The 16715-nt window shown below is 46.0% G+C and carries 18 protein-coding genes and 1 pseudogene; 18 read left to right on the top strand and 1 reads right to left on the bottom strand.

Annotated features, from left to right (window positions below):
* Positions 1-11: 11 nt before the first annotated feature.
* Entirely contained in the window at positions 12-938 is a 927-nt protein-coding gene (locus tag MHH91_RS13300; protein ID WP_014470685.1) for a Na/Pi symporter, read from the bottom strand.
* A gap of 171 nt (positions 939-1109) precedes the next feature.
* Here MHH91_RS13300 and rpsU point away from each other — a divergent pair, with 171 nt between their 5' ends.
* From rpsU to ccpN, 18 genes and pseudogenes are all read left to right on the top strand, one after another.
* Complete coding sequence (rpsU, locus tag MHH91_RS13295; RefSeq protein ID WP_003152957.1) at positions 1110-1283, top strand: 30S ribosomal protein S21; 174 nt, start codon at positions 1110-1112, stop codon at positions 1281-1283.
* Between the two features lie 14 nt (positions 1284-1297).
* A complete protein-coding gene (locus tag MHH91_RS13290) occupies positions 1298-1744 on the top strand; it encodes a GatB/YqeY domain-containing protein (RefSeq protein ID WP_007408278.1) in 447 nt (148 codons plus the stop codon).
* A gap of 120 nt (positions 1745-1864) precedes the next feature.
* Positions 1865-3181, top strand: a complete 1317-nt coding sequence (locus MHH91_RS13285; protein ID WP_014470684.1) for an NfeD family protein — start codon at positions 1865-1867, stop codon at positions 3179-3181.
* A gap of 24 nt (positions 3182-3205) precedes the next feature.
* Positions 3206-4198 (top strand): flotillin-like protein FloA, encoded by a 993-nt coding sequence (floA, locus tag MHH91_RS13280; RefSeq protein ID WP_013352927.1) that lies wholly within the window; start codon positions 3206-3208, stop codon positions 4196-4198.
* 27 nt (positions 4199-4225) lie between these two features.
* A complete protein-coding gene (locus MHH91_RS13275; protein ID WP_014470683.1) occupies positions 4226-4660 on the top strand; it encodes a hypothetical protein in 435 nt (144 codons plus the stop codon).
* Positions 4661-4716: 56 nt separating this feature from the next.
* Entirely contained in the window at positions 4717-4998 is a 282-nt protein-coding gene (gene yqfC / locus MHH91_RS13270) for a sporulation protein YqfC (RefSeq protein ID WP_003152966.1), read from the top strand.
* Between the two features lie 17 nt (positions 4999-5015).
* A pseudogene (gene yqfD, locus MHH91_RS13265) lies at positions 5016-6234 on the top strand (sporulation protein YqfD).
* Positions 6210-7169, top strand: a complete 960-nt coding sequence (locus MHH91_RS13260) for a PhoH family protein (protein WP_013352924.1) — start codon at positions 6210-6212, stop codon at positions 7167-7169. Before yqfD ends, MHH91_RS13260 begins: the two are co-directional and overlap by 25 nt.
* A 79-nt stretch (positions 7170-7248) precedes the next feature.
* Positions 7249-9381, top strand: a complete 2133-nt coding sequence (locus MHH91_RS13255; protein ID WP_013352923.1) for an HD family phosphohydrolase — start codon at positions 7249-7251, stop codon at positions 9379-9381.
* Positions 9382-9855, top strand: a complete 474-nt coding sequence (gene ybeY, locus MHH91_RS13250; protein ID WP_013352922.1) for an rRNA maturation RNase YbeY — start codon at positions 9382-9384, stop codon at positions 9853-9855.
* A complete protein-coding gene (locus MHH91_RS13245; protein WP_014470681.1) occupies positions 9836-10210 on the top strand; it encodes a diacylglycerol kinase family protein in 375 nt (124 codons plus the stop codon). Before ybeY ends, MHH91_RS13245 begins: the two co-directional genes overlap by 20 nt.
* Before the next feature lie 122 nt (positions 10211-10332).
* On the top strand, positions 10333-10743 hold the full coding sequence (locus MHH91_RS13240) for a cytidine deaminase (RefSeq protein ID WP_013352920.1): 411 nt from the start codon (positions 10333-10335) through the stop codon (positions 10741-10743).
* Positions 10724-11629, top strand: coding sequence for a GTPase Era (era, locus tag MHH91_RS13235; RefSeq protein WP_014470680.1), 906 nt, complete (start codon positions 10724-10726; stop codon positions 11627-11629). The genes MHH91_RS13240 and era overlap by 20 nt, the downstream gene beginning before the upstream one ends.
* A gap of 154 nt (positions 11630-11783) precedes the next feature.
* Entirely contained in the window at positions 11784-11927 is a 144-nt protein-coding gene (locus MHH91_RS13230; protein WP_007408286.1) for a YqzL family protein, read from the top strand.
* Positions 11928-11963: 36 nt separating this feature from the next.
* Positions 11964-12731, top strand: a complete 768-nt coding sequence (gene recO / locus MHH91_RS13225; protein WP_340978106.1) for a DNA repair protein RecO — start codon at positions 11964-11966, stop codon at positions 12729-12731.
* Between the two features lie 301 nt (positions 12732-13032).
* On the top strand, positions 13033-13920 hold the full coding sequence (gene glyQ, locus MHH91_RS13220; RefSeq protein ID WP_013352917.1) for a glycine--tRNA ligase subunit alpha: 888 nt from the start codon (positions 13033-13035) through the stop codon (positions 13918-13920).
* Positions 13913-15952 (top strand): glycine--tRNA ligase subunit beta, encoded by a 2040-nt coding sequence (gene glyS / locus MHH91_RS13215; RefSeq protein ID WP_014470677.1) that lies wholly within the window; start codon positions 13913-13915, stop codon positions 15950-15952. The genes glyQ and glyS overlap by 8 nt, the downstream gene beginning before the upstream one ends.
* A gap of 100 nt (positions 15953-16052) precedes the next feature.
* Positions 16053-16691, top strand: coding sequence for a transcriptional regulator CcpN (gene ccpN, locus MHH91_RS13210; RefSeq protein WP_014470676.1), 639 nt, complete (start codon positions 16053-16055; stop codon positions 16689-16691).
* Positions 16692-16715: the final 24 nt, after the last annotated feature.

Here is a 16715-nt window from a genome sequence, read left to right as displayed (position 1 = left end):
CATCGGTTTTTTTACGGTTTCGCAGGGATCAGCCTGTCAATCAGCCGGTAAAACAAATGAGTGAACGGCAGAAACAATAAGGCGGTGACAACATTGAACAAAAGGCTGAAATGCGCGATCATTTGCGCGGGATCGTCAGACAGCCGCTCCGTAAAATCCGCTGTTACGGACAGGAAGGGAAACACGAGGAGTACGCCGAGAATATTAAAGACAACGTGAGCGCCGGCGGTCTGTCTGGCGGCATAGCCGCCTGAAACAGCAGCCATGACGGCCGTGACGCATGTCCCGATATTAGATCCCAAAACGACGCTGACCGCCTGATCAATGCCGATCATCCCTTCGTTCATAAAGCTCATTAAAATGCCGATGCAGACGGAGCTTGAATGAATGATTGCAGTCAATATCATGCCGATAAAAAGAGCGGACCAGCTTGAATCATTTACATGGCGCAATACCTCCGCTCCCGCCTTCATTTCTGTCAGCGGAACGGCAAGACGGCTGAAGCATGTGATGCAAAAAAAGATGATGCCGAGACCGAGGAAGCTTATGCCGATCTGCCTGAACGGGTATTTACGGATGAGAATCAACACAAGGCCGCCGATAAAAAGAACCCAAATGAGCACATCCATTTTTATGGCCAAAAATTCCGTCGTAAATGTGGAGCCGACATTCGTGCCGAGAATCATCGGAATCGTCCGTTTAAAAGGTAAAGCGCCTGCACTGACAAAGCCGATAACAATGACCATAAAGGCTGAGCTGCTCTGAAGAAAACCCGTGAATACGATGCTAATGAGAAAAGCTTTCAACGGGTGGTCGGTAAACAAGAGCAGGCTCTTCTCAATTTTTGAATACGTTAATGCGATCAGTCCCTGTCTGAGCAGGCTCATTCCGAGTAAAAAAATCAGGATAAGTGCAGTGAAAAGAATCAGTATCAGCAAACGAAACACCCCTTTCCGTCATTATATAGACAAGCCGCCTGTTTCATGCCGGAAAAGTGAACTCACTTAGTTGACCTGACTGATGGCTTATATTATAATGTCAAAGTACATGTTTATATGTGTATCTTTTTAAAGGTAGTCGATTGGTGTATTCGGAGGGAGGGAAAGAGAATGTCAAAAACGGTCGTTAGAAAAAACGAATCGCTTGAAGATGCTCTTCGTCGCTTCAAACGCAGTGTATCAAAGACAGGTACTTTGCAAGAAGCAAGAAAGCGCGAATTTTATGAAAAACCTAGCGTAAAGCGCAAGAAAAAGTCAGAAGCTGCTAGAAAACGCAAATTCTAAAAGAGGGTGGATTTATGAGTCTTCTTGAGCGACTTAACCAAGATATGAAGCTGTATATGAAAAGCCGTGAGAAAGACAAACTGACTGTCGTTCGAATGGTGAAAGCTTCACTTCAAAACGAAGCAATTAAGCTTAAGAAAGACAGTTTGACCGAGGATGAGGAACTTACTGTCCTATCTCGTGAACTTAAGCAACGTAAAGACTCCCTCCATGAATTTTCAAACGCTAATCGTTTAGATTTAGTAGATAAAGTTCAAAAAGAGCTGGACATTTTAGAAGTTTATTTACCGAAGCAGCTTTCTGAAGAAGAGCTGCAGACAATCGTAAATGAAACCATCGCTGAAGTCGGTGCGAGCTCCAAAGCGGACATGGGCAAAGTGATGAGTGCTATTATGCCTAAAGTAAAAGGTAAAGCTGACGGCAGTGTGATTAACAGACTTGTCAGCAGTCAATTATCCTAATTGACAAGAAAAAGACATCTTTCCTGGAGAGATGTCTTTTTTTATACATAAAAAATGAAACTAAAGTACATTTGTTACGTATATAAAGAAGAATGAAGCAGGAAGGAGGGTATATTTGCCTTGTTCCGAAAAAAAACCGGAATTGCTGTTGCTCTATTGGGCTTATTTGTATTATCTTTATTAGGGGTTCAGTTGAACGCAAAAGCTGATCATCCATCGGTGTATGTCATCCCGGTTGAGAAAAATGTCGAACAGGGGCTCGCCTCGTTTTTATCGCGTTCTTTCAAAGATGCGAAGGAATCCGGTGCGTCACACATTATCCTTGACATCAATACACCGGGAGGCGCCGTTCAATCAGCCTTGGATATTGCAGATATCATCGGCGGCTCGGATGTTCCTGTTACCGCTTACGTGAATAAACGGGCGCTTTCTGCCGGGGCTTATATAGCGCTTCAGGCAGATGAAATTTATATGGCGCCGGGCGGAAAAATGGGTGCCGCAGCCATCATCGACGGAAAAGGAAACGCGGCAGACAAAAAGGCCCAATCGCTGTGGCATGCAGAAATGGAGGACGCAGCGGCTAAAAACAACCGAAACCCGAAATATGCCCTGGCCATGGCAGACCCCGCCGTCAATGCAAAAGAAGCGGGCGCCCCTAAGGGAAAGCTGCTGACACTGACAGCTGAAAAAGCCAAGGAAGTCGGATATTCGGAGGGTACGGTTTCAAACCTTGATGCTTTATATACAAAGCTCGGTTTTGATAAATCGGATGTTCATCATGCAAAAGAGGGTTTTGTCGGCAAATTAAGCAGATGGCTGACGAATCCGTTTGTTGTCCCCGTCTTATTAACGCTTGCTTTGCTTGGTTTGACCATTGAATTGTTTTCGCCGGGCCTCGGAATACCGGGTGCCGTCGGACTGACAGCCTTGCTGCTGTTTTTCGCAGGCCATATCGCAGCCGGATTTGCCGGCTATGACAGTATATTCTTATTCTGCGCGGGCTTGGTGTTTATCCTTTTAGAGATTTTTCTGCCCGGGGGTATAATCGGCCTTATCGGGATTGCGGGCGTCATCGCAAGCCTCTTTCTCGCTGCGGGCAGCTTTACTGTAATGGCGGTTTCTCTCTTGATCGCCTTTGCTGTGTCTATTACAGCCTTTATCATATTAACAAGGGTGTTGGGGAAACGAATGAAATTCTTTAAGAAATTGATATTAACTGATTCAACAAGCACAGAGAGCGGTTATGTCTCAAATCAGAACCGGACGGAGCTATTGGGGAAAGTCGGCGTTACCGCTACAGCCCTCAGACCGTCAGGCACCGTCATTATTGATGATGAACGCTTGGATGTTGTTTCGGAAGGGTCATTCACTGAAAAAGACAGACAGGTGAAAGTAGTGAAAGTGGAAGGCTCACGCATTGTCGTGAGAGAAATATAGATGATAACCTTGAGGAGGAATTAGATGGAACTGTCAAGTTTGGCGATTTTAGCATTAGTTGCAGCTGCCATTATTGTGTTAGCCATATTCTTCACCTTTGTACCGGTGATGCTATGGATTTCGGCGCTTGCAGCAGGAGTCAGAATCAGTATTTTCACTTTGGTCGGGATGAGGCTGCGCCGCGTTATACCAAGCCGCGTTGTCAATCCGTTAATCAAAGCGCATAAAGCCGGCCTTGCTGCGACAACAAATCAGCTCGAAAGCCACTATCTGGCCGGAGGTAATGTCGACAGGGTGGTCAATGCCCTGATTGCGGCACAGCGCGCCAATATTGAGCTGTCATTCGAGCGATGCGCAGCCATTGACCTGGCCGGGCGTGACGTATTGGAAGCCGTACAGATGAGCGTAAATCCGAAGGTTATTGAAACACCGTTTATCGCGGGTGTCGCCATGGACGGAATTGAAGTAAAAGCAAAAGCCAGAATCACGGTAAGAGCCAATATCGACCGTCTTGTCGGGGGAGCGGGAGAAGAGACGGTTGTCGCCCGTGTCGGAGAAGGGATTGTCTCGACAATCGGTTCCTCGAATAATCATAAAAAAGTGCTTGAAAACCCTGATATGATTTCACAGACCGTTCTTGGCAAAGGGCTGGATTCAGGCACCGCATTTGAAATTCTCTCGATTGACATCGCCGACGTTGATATCGGCAAAAACATCGGAGCGATTCTTCAGACAGATCAGGCGGAAGCAGACAAAAACATTGCGCAGGCCAAAGCGGAAGAGCGCCGCGCCATGGCCGTCGCCCAAGAGCAGGAAATGCGCGCACGCGTAGAAGAAATGCGTGCGAAAGTCGTGGAAGCCGAAGCGGAAGTTCCGCTTGCGATGGCTGAAGCATTGCGTGAAGGCAACATCGGTGTCATGGATTATATGAACATAAAAAATATCGACGCTGACACGGACATGAGGGATTCTATCGGCAAGCTGACGAATGACCAGCAAGATGAAGACCAACAATAACCTCTCTATTAAGGAGGGAGCCGCTATATGCACGAGATTCTGACAAATCCGCTCGTCATTGCCGCCGTCATCGGCATTATATCGGCAATATTCGGCAAGAAAAACAAAGATGAAAAACGTCCGCCGGGCACACGTCCCGAGAATCAGGCAAAAAAGCAGGAGCACAAACAGCCGCATAAAGAGCACAAGCCGGAAGCGGAAGAAATGCCTGCCGTTCCAGAAGAGAACCCTTTTGAGAAAAAAAGAAGGGAAGCTGAAAAGCGTCTTGCGGAGACAGAGCAGATGTTCAATGGGCTTGAACATCAGCTGACATCTGCACGCCAACGAAATACGACTCTGAAGAAACCAGCCCTCAAAATAAAGAAAGAAACTGCGGTGCAAGGCATCATATTCAGTGAGATTTTAGGCCCGCCCCGTGCGAAAAAACCTCACCGGACCATGCGGAGCATCCGTAAAAAATAAAGTGTTAGAACCCCTTTTCTAATCATACATATGAGATGAAAGGGGGTTCTTTTTTTATGGGGCAAAGAAAGAATCGTGTAAAGGCGTGGCTGACAAGAGCATTGGAAATTCCCCCGGACGTTATGATGGATCTGCCTCGTATTACGATGGTCGGCAGACTTCATATCTACATAGAGAATCACAGAGGCCTCTTGCTGTTCAGCGAAGAAGAAGTCAGGCTGATGCTCAAGCAGGGGCAATGTATCATATCAGGAAAAAACTTGGTCATTAAGGCAATCCTTCCTGAGGAAATTCTTTTGGAAGGCACGATAGATCACGTACGATATGTCGATTCATAAAGCCGGGGGGAAATAATGTGAAAAACAAATGGCTGTCATTTTTTTCGGGTAAAGTCCAAATGGAAGTCAAAGGAAAAGGAATTGAACGGCTGCTTAATGAATGTACAAGAAACGGAATCGCCATCTTTGCGGTGAAAAAAAAGCAAGACTGTGTAATGCTTATGATTCAGCTTCAGGATGTACATGCTTTCAGAAGAGTCATCAGAAACCATGAATGCAAAGCAAGCTTTACAAAAAGAAAGGGCCTGCCCTTTCTGCTTCTCAAATCTAAATTAAACATAGGCTTTACCGCGGGATTTGTGATTTTTTTCATTATATTGTTCCTTTTGTCCAACATGATTTGGGAAATCGATATTAAAGGGGCCAAGCCCGAAACTGAGCATCAGATGGTGAAGCACCTTGAAGAAATCGGTGTGAAAAAAGGCCGTTTGCAATTTTTAATGATGACGCCGGAGAAAATTCAAAAATCATTAACAAACGGCATCGAAAATATTACGTGGGTCGGTGTGGAGTTGAACGGGACAGCCCTTCATATGAAAGTGGTCGAAAAAAATGAACCGACAAAAGAAAAATACTTGAGCCCCCGCCATATCGTTGCCAAAAAGAAAGCGGTCATCAAAAGAATGTTCGTGCAAAAGGGTCAGCCGATGGCTTTTGTGAACGATCATGTTGACAAAGGCCAGCTCCTTGTCTCAGGTCTGATCGGTAATGAAGAGCAGCAGAAGAAAGTCGCCTCCAAAGCGGAAATTTACGGAGAAACATGGTACAAGTCTGAAGTAACCGTGCCTCTTGAAACATCATTTACGCTATATACGGGTAAAGTAAGGACGAAGCACAAGCTGTCTTTCGGATCGTGGGGCGTACCTTTTTGGGGCTTCGGGTTTAAAGAAGAGCCGCTAAAACATCCGAAAACCGAGGAAGAAAAGCACCCGTTTCAATTTCTGGGGTTAAAGCTCCCTGTTTCTTACGTCCAAGAACATATAAGAGAAAGCGAAACATCCGTGCGGACTTATAAAAAAGACGAAGCGGTTCAGGCCGGCATCAAAATGGGCAGGCAAGACGTAGAAAAGCGATTAAGCGGCAGCGGAGAGGTGGAAAGTGAAAAAGTTTTGCACCAATCCGTTGAGAATGGTAAAGTAAAGTTGATTATTCTCTACCAAGTTATAGAAGATATCGTTCAAACCACACCTATTGTTCAGGGAGACTAAAGAATGGCAGAACATTTACTTGCGATGAATCACAAACTGAAAAGCCCGGACGAAGCACTTTCTTTGTTCGGCAGCCAAGACGCCTTTTTACATTTGATGGAGAAGGATCTGGGCGTAAGCATCATCACACGCGGTGAAACCATTTACGTTTCCGGCAATGATGAGTCTTTTGAGATTGCTGACAGATTATTGGGCTCGCTCCTTACTTTAATTCGCAAGGGGATCGAGATTTCGGAACGTGATGTGCTGTATGCCGTGAAAATGGCAAAGAAAGATGAACTGGACTATTTTGAAAGCATGTATGAAGAAGAAATAACGAAAACGGCAAAAGGCAAACCGATCCGTGTCAAAACCCTCGGCCAGAGAGAATATGTCGCGGCGATGAAGAAAAACGACATGGTGTTCGGCATCGGGCCGGCGGGAACCGGCAAAACATATTTGGCGGTCGTAAAAGCGGTGCATGCTTTAAAAAACGGCCACATTAAAAAAATCATTTTAACAAGACCCGCTGTGGAAGCCGGCGAGAGCCTCGGTTTTCTGCCCGGAGATTTAAAGGAAAAAGTAGATCCTTACCTGCGCCCGCTGTATGACGCGCTCCATGATGTGCTCGGAAGCGACCATACGGAACGTCTTATGGAAAGAGGGGTTATCGAAATCGCCCCGCTCGCCTATATGAGAGGGCGGACGCTTGACGACGCGTATGTGATTCTTGATGAGGCCCAGAATACCACCCCCGCTCAAATGAAAATGTTTTTGACGAGATTGGGTTTTGGCTCTAAAATGATCATTACGGGCGACGTAAGCCAAATTGACCTGCCGAAAGGCGTCACATCGGGACTTGCAGTAGCGAGGGATATGCTGAAGGACATAAACGGCATTTCCGTGATTGAACTTGACCAGACAGATGTGGTCAGACATCCGCTTGTTGCAAAAATTATTGAAGCTTATGATAAGCAAAAGTAATGCAAAATGACCCGATCTCCCGTTATCGGGTCATTTTTATATGATGTGTTCCTGATGTTTCAGGGAGGAGGTTCTTGTTTTGAAAAAGAAGGGAAAGGGTAAAGGCGCCCGGGAACGGTTCCGCAGTTTCAGACATGCCCGCTCAGCCCATGTGCTGCTGTATCTGCTGCTTTCAGCGATCATGTTTGGTTTGCTCTTTATTCATGTAAAACCTGAATCACTTAATTTGGATTTGTTTTCAGTCAGTGATAAGACGATTTACGCGCCCGCCACCGTGGAAGACCAGCAGGCGACGGAAGCGAAAAAACAGGCGGCCGAAGATGCGGTGGAAGATCAGTACACTCTGAAAAAAGGCTATACCGACAACCGGCTTGACCTGATCACTTCCATTTTTGACAGCATCGGTGAAGTGAAACAAGATGCGGATAAAGACAAAAAGTCACCTTCGGAAAAATCGCTGGTAAAAGCGGTGAAAAGCAAGCTGACACAGGATGTCAATGAATCCATCTCGGAAGATGCTATTACATCGCTTCTCCATGCGAACAATGAAGATTTCTCATTTGTAAGAGATTCCGTCATTACTGCGGTAAATACGGTGATGAGCAGTGAGATACCGTCCGAAAAATTAGCGGAAGCGAAGGAAAAAGTCGCAAAAGAGCTGAAAAGCGCTTCCGTGCCGTCAAAGTATTTGTCAGCGGCAACTGAAATCGGAAAATATGCGGTCATCCCGAATTACGTATTTGATCCGAAAGCGACTGATGCAAAGCGCCAGGAAGCGTCAGACAGTGTCCAGCCGGTTCAAATCAAACAAGGACAGGTTCTTGTTGAAGAGAATGACCTGATCGATCGGGAAGTATACAGAAAGCTCGAATTAACGGGACTTTTGAACAATTCCAACCTGTTAAAACCGATCAGCGGTCTCCTTCTGATGATCGGTCTGTTCATTGCTACGCTTGTCTACTATTTTGAGAAACAGCAGCAGGAACTTAAGCTGAAAAATAAATCACTTTTGTTATTTTCCATTATTACAACGCTGATTCTTGTCATAATGGAAGTCGTCAGCCTGTTTCAAAAAATCGAATACACGAATATCGGTTATTTAGTTCCGATCGCCGCCGGCGCCATATTATTCAGGCTGCTGCTTAATGAAAGGCTCGCTATTTTAGGAAGCATCATTTTGGCGATTTGCGGCAGTATGATGTTTAATCAAGGCGTGACGGGAACGTTTAATTATGTGATCGGTATTTACTATTTAATAAGCAGCATTTCAGGCATTCTGTTTTTGGGAAAACATAACGCGAGATCAAAGATATTGCAGGCGGGACTGTTTGTATCATTTATTAATATGATTATCGTGCTGTCGCTTTTGCTAATACAAAATACGGCGCTGTCACCTGTTGAAATCGGAACGCTGATGCTGATGGGGGTCGTCTCGGGGCTTGCTTCATCCGTTTTGATTATCGGCCTGATGCCGTTTTTTGAGACGGGATTCGGGATTCTTTCAACGATGAGGCTGATTGAACTGTCTAATCCGAACCATCCCCTGCTTCGCAAGATTTTAACGGAAACACCAGGTACATATCATCACAGCGTCATGGTGGCAAATCTGTCGGAGGCGGCCTGTGAAGCTGTAGGGGCGAACGGTCTTTTAGCACGGGTCGGAGCGTATTATCACGATCTCGGCAAAACGAAACGCCCGCAATATTTTATTGAAAATCAGATGAATATGGATAATCCGCATGATAAGCTGTCTCCTCAGCTCAGCAAAAATATCATCATCGCACATACGACAGACGGTGCGAATATGCTCAGAAGCTACAAGTTTCCGAAAGAGCTTGTGGATATCGCGGAGCAGCATCACGGAACGTCCCTTTTAAAATTCTTTTATTATAAAGCGAAAGAAAAAGGCGACCAGATTACAGAGAAAGAGTTCCGCTACCCGGGACCGAAGCCGCAATCAAAAGAAGCGGCTATTATCTCAGTGGCCGACAGTGTCGAAGCCGCCGTCCGTTCCATGCATAATCCCAATCCCGAACGTATTGAAAAACTGGTGCGGGGGATTATATCCGACAAGCTTCAGGACGGGCAGTTCTCAGAATGTGATCTCACATTCCGAGAGCTGGATACGATCGCAAAAACACTATGTGCGACTTTAAAAGGAATTTTCCACTCCCGGATTGAATATCCGGAGGCTACGAAGAAGGTGAAATAAATGGGTTTACTCATAGATATTGTTGATGAAACAAACAGCGTTTCAGCCGATGCGCTCCAGGAAGTGGAGAAGCTGCTCCAATTTGCGGCGGAAAAAGAAGGCGTTCAGGATCAGGCTGAAGTATCGGTTACGATTGTGACAAATGATGAAATCAGAGAAATCAACAGAGACTACCGGGGAAAAGACACTCCGACTGACGTAATTTCGTTTGCGCTTGAGGAAGAAGGCGAAGACGAGGTTGAAATCGTGGGCGCCGACATGCCGCCAGTTTTAGGAGATATTATCATCAGCGCAGACAGAACGAAAGAGCAGGCCGAAGAGTACGGCCATTCGTTTATGAGAGAGCTCGGTTTTCTGGCTGTCCACGGCTTTTTGCATTTGCTTGGCTATGATCACATGACAAAAGAAGAAGAGGAAGAAATGTTTTCAAAGCAAAAGGATTTGCTGGATGAGTATGGACTCACGAGATCATAAAAACGAGTGGAGCAGGTTCCTGAAAAGCTTTGTCCATGCATGGAGGGGAATCTGGAAAACGGCGCGGTCAGAGCGTAATTTTCAATTTCATATCATCGCGGCCTGCGCCGTTATTCTTTGCGGTTTTCTCACCGGGCTCAGCACGGCCGAATGGGCCGTTGTTTTGATGCTGATCGGCGGGATGCTTGCTCTGGAGCTTGTAAATACCGCGATAGAGCATGTTGTTGATTTAGTTACCGATCAGTATCATCCGCTCGCAAAAGCGGCAAAAGACGCGGCCGCCGGAGCCGTTTGCGTCTTTGCCGTGATTTCGTGTATCATTGGTTTACTCATCTTCTTGCCGAAAATATGTTAGCAGAAGATTCTTACAATTATTTTACATTGCCAAAAATGGGCGTGAAAAACCAATCATAATTATGTAAAATAAAAGTGACAGCGGTATCATACAGGATAAAGGTAAGAGAGGAATAAGTACACATGAACAGACAAGAATTGATTGCAGAAGCATTAAAAGCGCGGGACACAGCGTATGTGCCGTATTCAAACTTCAGAGTGGGAGCCGCTCTTCTTACCAAAGACGGAAAAGTGTACAGAGGCTGCAACATTGAAAATGCGGCATACAGCATGTGCAACTGTGCCGAACGCACGGCGATATTCAAAGCTGTTTCCGAGGGGGATACGGAATTTGTGATGCTCGCCGTGGCTGCGGACACTCCGGGACCGGTTTCGCCGTGCGGAGCCTGCAGACAAGTGATTTCCGAGCTGTGTTCAAAGGATATGCTTGTTGTTCTGACCAACTTACAAGGACAAATAAAAGAAATGACTGCGGAAGAATTATTGCCGGGCGCATTTTCATCGGAGGATTTACATGACGAACGAAAGCTTTAAATCAGGATTTGTATCTATCATCGGAAGACCGAACGTAGGAAAGTCTACCTTTTTAAACAGGGTCATCGGTCAAAAGATCGCCATCATGAGCGACAAACCCCAGACGACAAGAAATAAAGTCCAAGGGGTGCTGACAACAGGCACATCGCAGACCATTTTTATTGATACACCGGGTATTCACAAGCCGAAGCACAAGCTTGGCGATTTTATGATGAAAGTGGCGCAGAACACGCTGAAAGAAGTTGACTTGGTGTTATTTATGATCAACGCCGAAGAAGGGTACGGAAAGGGCGACGAGTTTATCATTGAAAAGCTCGGACAGACGTCCACGCCCGTTTTTCTGATCGTAAACAAAATTGATAAGATCCACCCTGATCAGCTCCTTCTTTTAATTGATGAGTACCGTACGCGCTATCCGTTTAAGGAAATCGTGCCGATCTCAGCTTTGGAAGGAAACAACGTCGAGACCCTGCTCGCACAGATTGAAGCGTATTTACCGGAAGGGCCTCAGTTCTATCCGAGTGATCAGGTGACTGACCATCCAGAGCGGTTTATTATTTCTGAACTGATCAGAGAAAAGGTGCTCCATCTTACAAGGGAAGAAGTGCCGCACAGCATCGCTGTCGCTATCGAGTCCATTAAAGGACAGGAAAACGGCTCCATCCATGTCGCCGCCACCATTGTGGTCGAGCGGGATTCTCAAAAAGGAATCGTCATCGGGAAAAAAGGAGCTCTTCTGAAAGAAGTCGGCAAAAGAGCGCGGGCTGATATTGAAGCGCTGCTGGGCTCACGCGTTTACCTGGAACTATGGGTAAAAGTGCAGAAGGACTGGCGGAATAAAATGTCTCAGCTGCGTGATTTCGGTTTCAAAGAGGATGAATATTAAATGATTTCAGCCCATACGTGAGGTGTGGGATTACCTCACAGAAACAGGGATTCGTTAGCAAAATTTGTTTAACATGAAAAGGAGGACATCAGGTCAAGATAAGGGTAAGAATTTGGATTGGCAAGCTAGTTTAATGATGAAAGGTGGGTTTTTTGTGTTGAATTTTACCTGGAACGTATTTTCTCAAACAGGAAGTGTTGATACGTACCTTCTTTTTAAAGAACTGGAAAAAGAGAACCTGGAAAGACCCGAAGAACCGGAAGATGAGCTAGCCCGAATTGATTTTCCAATTTTGTAAACCTCTTGGCCCCTCCCATTGTTGGAAGGTGCGGAAATGCTGACAAAATGTGAAGGAATCGTGCTCCGTACGAATGACTACGGAGAGACGAATAAAATCGTGACATTGCTGACGAGGGAACACGGCAAAATCGGCGTTATGGCAAGAGGCGCCAGGAAGTCAGCCAGCCGGCTGTCAGCAGTCAGCCAGCCGTTTTTGTACGGGTCATTTTTAATGCAAAGAACATCCGGACTCGGCACGCTCCAGCAGGGTGAAATGATTCTCAGCATGAGAACGATCAGAGAAGACTTGTTTTTGACGGCATATGCCGCTTTTATCGCTGAACTTACTGACAAAGGAACGGAAGAGAAGAAACCGAACCCCTATTTATTCGAATTGATTCTCGAATCCTTTAAGAGGCTGAATGAAGGGACTGACCCGGACGTGATCACCTTCATCGTTCAGATGAAAATGCTCGGCGTCATGGGACTGTATCCGGAGCTGAATCATTGTGTCCACTGCAAAAGCCGGGACGGGACGTTTCATTTTTCGGTAAGAGATAATGGTTTTATCTGCCACCGCTGCTTTGGAAAGGATCCGTACAAAGTTCCGATTTCGCCGCAAACGGCAAGGCTGCTAAGGCTTTTTTATTACTTTGATATCGGAAGGCTCGGCAGCGTCTCATTAAAACAGGAAACCAAAAACGAACTTAAACGGGTTATCGATCTGTATTATGAGGAATATTCAGGGCTTTATTTAAATTCTAAACGGTTTTTAGACCAGATGGAAAGCATGAAGCACCTTTTGGATGAAAACAAAAGTTGACATTCTGCCCATCTTTTTATATGATCATTTATTATAAAATATGTTGCAGTGACAGAAAGAAGTACTTGCGTCCAACTCATATAAGCGACCTTAGGACAGTGTAAGCTAAGGATGAGCGCGCAACGAAAGGCATTCTTGAGCAACCCTTTAAAAAGAGGCTGAGTGATTCACATCCTCAGCAACTAGGGTGGAACCGCGGGAGAACTCTCGTCCCTATGTTTGCGGCTGGCAAGCATAGAGACGGGAGTTTTTTGATTGCCGCCGCACTTGTAAAAGAATGGAGAAAGTGGAGGTGCTTGAAATGAACATTCAAGATATGATTTTAACCTTGCAGAAGCACTGGTCGAGTGAAGGCTGTGTGCTCATGCAGGCGTATGATGTGGAGAAAGGCGCAGGCACAATGAGCCCGTATACATTTTTACGGAGCATCGGGCCGGAGCCGTGGAAAGTAGCTTACGTTGAGCCGTCCAGACGGCCTGCGGATGGGCGATACGGAGAAAACCCGAACAGGCTTTATCAGCATCACCAATTCCAAGTCATTATCAAGCCGTCGCCTGATAACATCCAAGAGCTTTACCTAGATTCATTGCGCGCGCTCGGCATTAACCCACTCGAGCATGATATTCGTTTCGTAGAAGACAACTGGGAAAACCCGTCTTTAGGCTGTGCGGGACTCGGCTGGGAAGTATGGCTTGACGGGATGGAAATCACCCAGTTTACGTACTTCCAGCAGGTGGGCGGAATTGAATGTAAACCGGTGTCTGTTGAGATCACGTACGGCATTGAACGTCTTGCGTCTTATATTCAGGATAAAGAAAACGTCTTTGATCTTGAATGGACGTCAGGATTTACAGTGAAGGATTTGTTTATGATGGCTGAATATGAACATTCCGTTTATACTTTTGAAACATCAGATGTGGATATGCTATTCCATTTGTTCAGCACGTATGAAAAAGAAGCGATCAGACAAATGGATAACGGGCTTGTGCATCCGGCCTATGATTATGTGCTGAAATGCTCTCACACATTTAATCTGCTCGATGCAAAAGGCGCGATCTCGGTGACAGAGCGGACGGGTTATATCGGCCGTGTCCGCAACTTAGCGAGAAAAGTAGCAAAAACGTATTATGAAGAACGGGAAAAATTAGGGTTCCCAATGCTTAAAGAGGAGGGCTCTTCCCATGAGTAAACAAGACTTGCTTTTAGAGATCGGACTCGAGGAAATGCCGGCGCGTTTTTTACATGACAGCATGGTGCAGCTCGGTGAAAAGCTGACTGGCTGGCTGGCTGAAAAAAATATCGCTCACGGCGAAGTGAAACTTTTTAATACACCGAGACGTCTGGCAGTATATATAAAAGACGTAGCAGAAAAACAGGCTGATATTCAGGAAGAAGCAAAAGGCCCGGCGAAAAAAATCGCTCTGGATGCTGACGGGAACTGGACCAAAGCCGCTATCGGGTTTTCCAAAGGCCAAGGTGCCGGAGTGGATGACCTGTATATAAAAGACGTAAACGGCACGGAATATGTCTTCGTCCAAAAATTCCAGGCTGGACAAGAGACGAAGACACTTTTACCGCAGCTGGAAAACCTGATTACCGGAATGCATTTCCCTAAAAACATGCGCTGGGGCACACAAGACCTGCGCTATATCCGCCCGATCAAATGGATTGCAGCTCTCTTCGGAAAAGACGTTATTCCGTTTGAGATCACAAATGTAGGGACGGGACGGAACACACAGGGACACCGCTTTCTCGGTGAAGAAGTATCTATTGACGCACCGTCATCATACGAAGAGCTGCTGAAAGAACAGCACGTCATTGCTGATCCGAAAGTACGCAAACAAATGATCCAAAGCCAGCTGGACGCGCTTGCGGCCGATAAGAAATGGAATATTCCGATTGATGAGGATCTGCTTAACGAAGTCAATCAACTTGTGGAATATCCGACAGCGCTTTACGGCTCTTTTGAATCCGAGTTTCTTTCTTTGCCTGAAGAAGTGCTTGTGACAACAATGAAAGAGCATCAGCGCTACTTCCCGGTAAAAGATGAAAACGGGAATCTGCTGCCTCATTTTATTACGGTAAGAAACGGGAACAGCCATGCAATTGAAAATGTTGCCCGCGGAAACGAGAAGGTGCTGAGAGCGAGACTTTCAGATGCTGCGTTCTTCTACAAAGAAGACCAAAAGCTGAACATCGATGCAAACGTGAAGAAACTGGAAAATATCGTTTTCCATGAAGAGCTTGGCTCCCTTGGAGATAAAGTGAGAAGAGCGGCCGCCATTGCGGGCAAACTTGCCGTCCGCCTGAAGGCTGATGAACAGACGCAAAAACTTGTCAAGCGCGCCGCCGAGATTTCTAAATTTGACCTGGTTACACACATGATTTATGAGTTCCCTGAGCTTCAAGGCGTCATGGGAGAAAAATATGCGCGCATGCTCGGCGAAGATGAAGCCGTCGCTGCCGCGGTAAATGAGCACTATATGCCGAGAGCGGCCGGGGGAGACGTGCCTTCAACCTTTACCGGCGCGGTTGTGGCGTTAGCTGATAAACTGGACACGATTGCCTCCTTCTTCAGCATCGACGTGATTCCGACAGGTTCTCAGGATCCGTACGGTTTGCGCCGTCAGGCAAGCGGCATCGTTTCCATTCTGATCGACCGCAACTGGGGCATTTCTTTTAAAGAGCTGCTGTCATTGACAGAAACGGAAAAAGAAAATGAGCTCCTCGATTTCTTTACACAGCGTCTGAAATACGTCTTGAATGCTGAAGACATCCGTCATGACGTTATTGAAGCCGTTCTGGACAGCACTGACCTTGAGCCGTATGCAGCTGTTCATAAGGCAAGAGTGCTTGAGAAACACCTCGGCACACCGGGCTTTAAAGAAACCGCTGAGGCACTGGGACGGGTCATCTCCATCAGCAAAAAAGGCGAGAGCCGCGATATCAAGCCGGATCTGTTTGAAAATGAACAGGAGAAAAAGCTGTTTGACGCTTATCAAAAGACAAAAGACAGCGTCGCGGAAAGCTTTGCCTCCAAAAACTATGAACAGGCGCTTACCGCGCTCAGCGGATTAAAGGAGCCGATCGAAGATTACTTTAATCATACGATGGTAAATGCGGACAATGAAGCATTAAAAACCAACCGTTTAGCGCAAATGACCGCTCTTGCAGATGTGATCAAGTCTTTTGCTAATATGAATCATCTTATTGTAAAATAAAGAAAAAGACGGTTGCTGTGTGATCGGCAATCGTCTTTTCCCCTTTTACATAACATCACAGAATGAAAAACATAGATAAATAAACCCTTCCATAAAGGTGGTGAGTACGATCGAATTAAATAAACGGCAAGAACAAATTTTACAAATTGTAAAGGAAAACGGCCCGATTACCGGAGAGCATATTGCAGAACAGCTCAATTTAACGAGAGCCACACTGCGGCCGGACTTGGCCATACTCACCATGTCAGGCTTCTTAGAGGCCCGTCCGCGGGTCGGTTATTTTTATACGGGGAAAACGGGAAATCAGCTGCTTGCCGATAAACTGAAAAAGCTGCAAGTGAAAGATTTTCAATCCATTCCTGTCGTCATCAATGAAAATGTCTCGGTATACGATGCCATCTGCACCATGTTTTTAGAAGATGTCGGCACGTTATTTGTCGTAGATCGTGATGCTGTCTTAGTCGGTGTGCTGTCACGCAAAGATTTGCTGCGGGCGAGCATCGGCCAGCAGGAACTTGCCTCAATACCGGTTCATATTATTATGACAAGAATGCCGAATATCGCCGTCTGCCGGCGTGACGATTATGTGATGGACATCGCCAAGTTTTTAATTGAAAAACAGATCGATGCCCTGCCCGTTATTAAAGATACGGATAAAGGCTTTGAGGTCATCGGCCGGTTTACGAAAACGAATATGACCAAGATACTTGTCAGTTTATCAGAAAATGAAATCATATAAGCTTGAAAACTAACGGGGGGATAA

Origin of the sequence: Bacillus sp. FSL K6-2819, from assembly GCF_038008305.1 — a bacterium.
Taxonomy (GTDB): domain Bacteria; phylum Bacillota; class Bacilli; order Bacillales; family Bacillaceae; genus Bacillus; species Bacillus amyloliquefaciens.
This window is presented reverse-complemented; position numbering and strand designations above follow the sequence as displayed.

Coding starts and splice junctions, on each gene's coding strand:
- glyS (WP_014470677.1), top strand. CDS start 13,913: ATGAGTAAACAAGACTTGCTTTTAGAGATCGGACTCGAGGAAATGCCG.
- yqfC (WP_003152966.1), top strand. CDS start 4,717: ATGGGGCAAAGAAAGAATCGTGTAAAGGCGTGGCTGACAAGAGCATTG.
- era (WP_014470680.1), top strand. CDS start 10,724: ATGACGAACGAAAGCTTTAAATCAGGATTTGTATCTATCATCGGAAGA.
- rpsU (WP_003152957.1), top strand. CDS start 1,110: ATGTCAAAAACGGTCGTTAGAAAAAACGAATCGCTTGAAGATGCTCTT.
- recO (WP_340978106.1), top strand. CDS start 11,964: ATGCTGACAAAATGTGAAGGAATCGTGCTCCGTACGAATGACTACGGA.
- MHH91_RS13275 (WP_014470683.1), top strand. CDS start 4,226: ATGCACGAGATTCTGACAAATCCGCTCGTCATTGCCGCCGTCATCGGC.
- floA (WP_013352927.1), top strand. CDS start 3,206: ATGGAACTGTCAAGTTTGGCGATTTTAGCATTAGTTGCAGCTGCCATT.
- MHH91_RS13240 (WP_013352920.1), top strand. CDS start 10,333: ATGAACAGACAAGAATTGATTGCAGAAGCATTAAAAGCGCGGGACACA.
- MHH91_RS13245 (WP_014470681.1), top strand. CDS start 9,836: ATGGACTCACGAGATCATAAAAACGAGTGGAGCAGGTTCCTGAAAAGC.
- glyQ (WP_013352917.1), top strand. CDS start 13,033: ATGAACATTCAAGATATGATTTTAACCTTGCAGAAGCACTGGTCGAGT.
- MHH91_RS13290 (WP_007408278.1), top strand. CDS start 1,298: ATGAGTCTTCTTGAGCGACTTAACCAAGATATGAAGCTGTATATGAAA.
- ybeY (WP_013352922.1), top strand. CDS start 9,382: ATGGGTTTACTCATAGATATTGTTGATGAAACAAACAGCGTTTCAGCC.
- MHH91_RS13260 (WP_013352924.1), top strand. CDS start 6,210: ATGGCAGAACATTTACTTGCGATGAATCACAAACTGAAAAGCCCGGAC.